This is a genomic window from Corallococcus llansteffanensis (genome assembly GCF_003612055.1).
Classification (GTDB): domain Bacteria; phylum Myxococcota; class Myxococcia; order Myxococcales; family Myxococcaceae; genus Corallococcus; species Corallococcus llansteffanensis.
In genome coordinates this window covers 1-1,708 of record NZ_RAWB01000981.1, presented here as the reverse complement: position 1 = coordinate 1,708, position 1,708 = coordinate 1, and the positions used below count along the sequence as shown (strand labels likewise).

Sequence of the window (1,708 nt, the reverse complement as noted above, 5' to 3'; positions counted from 1 at the left end):
CAGCCGCGACAGCTCCGGCGACGGCGCGGCGCTGGCGGGCGGGGTCTCCTCGGGAGGTGACGGGGGGCTCGGGTCGGCGGACATAGGAGGCGCGGACGGTATAACGCATGGAGGCGGCAGGGCCCAATGACCCGGCTGGGCAGGCAGGCGAAGGAGCGTGCCCAGGGTCTGCTGTCACGCGTGACACCCCGCGAGGCTCCCCCGGCTGCCGTGTGGGCGCGGGGAGGGGCGTGTTAAAGAAGGCGCGTGCAGAAGATCGGCTACCTGATTCCCGAGTTCCCCGGGCAGACCCACATCTTCTTCTGGCGCGAGCTGCAGGCGTTGCCGGGGAAGGGTGTCTCACCGGAGCTGGTGTCCACCCGCCCGCCGCCCGCGCGCATCATCAGTCACAGCTGGGCCCGCGAGGCCATGGCGCGCACGGAGTACCTGGCGCCGCCGGGGCCGTGGGGCGTGGCCATGGCCGCGCTGGAGGTGGCCCGGGCCATGCCCACGGGTTGGGCGCGGTGTCTGGCGTCCATCGCGAGGGCGGAGGGGCTGGACGCGAAGGGCCGCGCGCAGCTGCTGGCGTTCGCGGTGATGGGCGGCAGGCTCGCGTCGCTGGCGCGGGAGCGCGGCTGGACGCACGTGCACGTGCACTCGTGCGCCAACGCCGCGCACGTGGCGATGTTCGCGCACCTGCTGTCGGGGCTCACGTACAGCATGACGCTGCACGGGCCGCTGGACGACTACGGGCCGAACCAGCGGGAGAAGTGGCGGCACTCGAAGTTCGCCTTCGTCATCACGAAGAAGCTGCTGGGGGAAGTGAACCAGGAGCTGGCGGGGAGCCTGCCCGAGCGCATCGAGCTGGCGCCCATGGGCGTGGAGCTGTCGCGCTTCCAGCGCACGGTGCCCTACGAGCCGTGGTCCGGTGAGGGGCCGCTGCGGCTGTTCGCGTGCGGCCGGCTGAACCCGTGCAAGGGGCACGCGGACCTCATCGACGCGGTGGGGATGCTGCGCAAGAAGGGCATCGACGCGCGGCTGTCCATCGCGGGCGAGGACGAGGCGGGCGGCACGACGTACCGCAAGGTGCTGGAGGCGAAGCTCGCGAAGGACGGCCTTCAGGACGCGGTGACGCTGCTGGGCGCGGTGAGCGAGGACGTGGTGAAGGACGGCATCCAGCGCTCGCACCTCTTCGCGCTCGCGAGCCTCCAGGAGCCGCTGGGCGTGGCCATCATGGAGGCCATGGCGATGCGCGCGCCGGTGGTGGTGACGGGCGCGGGCGGCGTGAAGGAGCTGGTGGACGACGGCGTGGACGGCGTGCTCGTGCAGCCGCAGGCACCCGCGGAGCTGGCGGAGAAGCTGGAGAAGCTGGCGCGCGATCCGGCCGAAGCGGTGCGGCTGGGCGAGGCGGGCCGGCGCAAGGTGGAGCAGCAGTTCAGCAGCGAGCGGAGCGCGGACATGCTCGCGCAGATGCTGGGTGCGTCTCCGTCGTAAAGCGCGACCCGGAAGCGCCGTGCTGCTGCCCTTCAGCGCACGGCCTCCCGGATGCGGGGTCAGGGCCGTTGTAGCGCCCACGGTCACAATCCGGCGCGTGCCGTGACGCCCGCCGCTACCGCGAAGGGGCGTGAGGGCAGGGCGCTCGCTGGAAGGCGAGGGCCCGTGTCCCTGGCATCCGCGCTGCACTGCTCCGGGCTCCGGCGTGCCCCGCCGTGTCACCCCACCCCTGGAG

Annotated in this window: 1 protein-coding gene; it reads left to right on the top strand. The window is 72.8% G+C overall.

Translation table 11 applies throughout. The annotated features are described in order from the left end of the window. The first annotated feature begins 246 nt into the window (after positions 1-246). Positions 247-1,473: an exopolysaccharide biosynthesis GT4 family glycosyltransferase EpsE gene (gene epsE / locus D7V93_RS42655; protein WP_120648639.1), complete on the top strand. Its 1,227-nt coding sequence runs from the start codon at positions 247-249 to the stop codon at positions 1,471-1,473. The last annotated feature ends 235 nt before the right edge of the window (positions 1,474-1,708 follow it).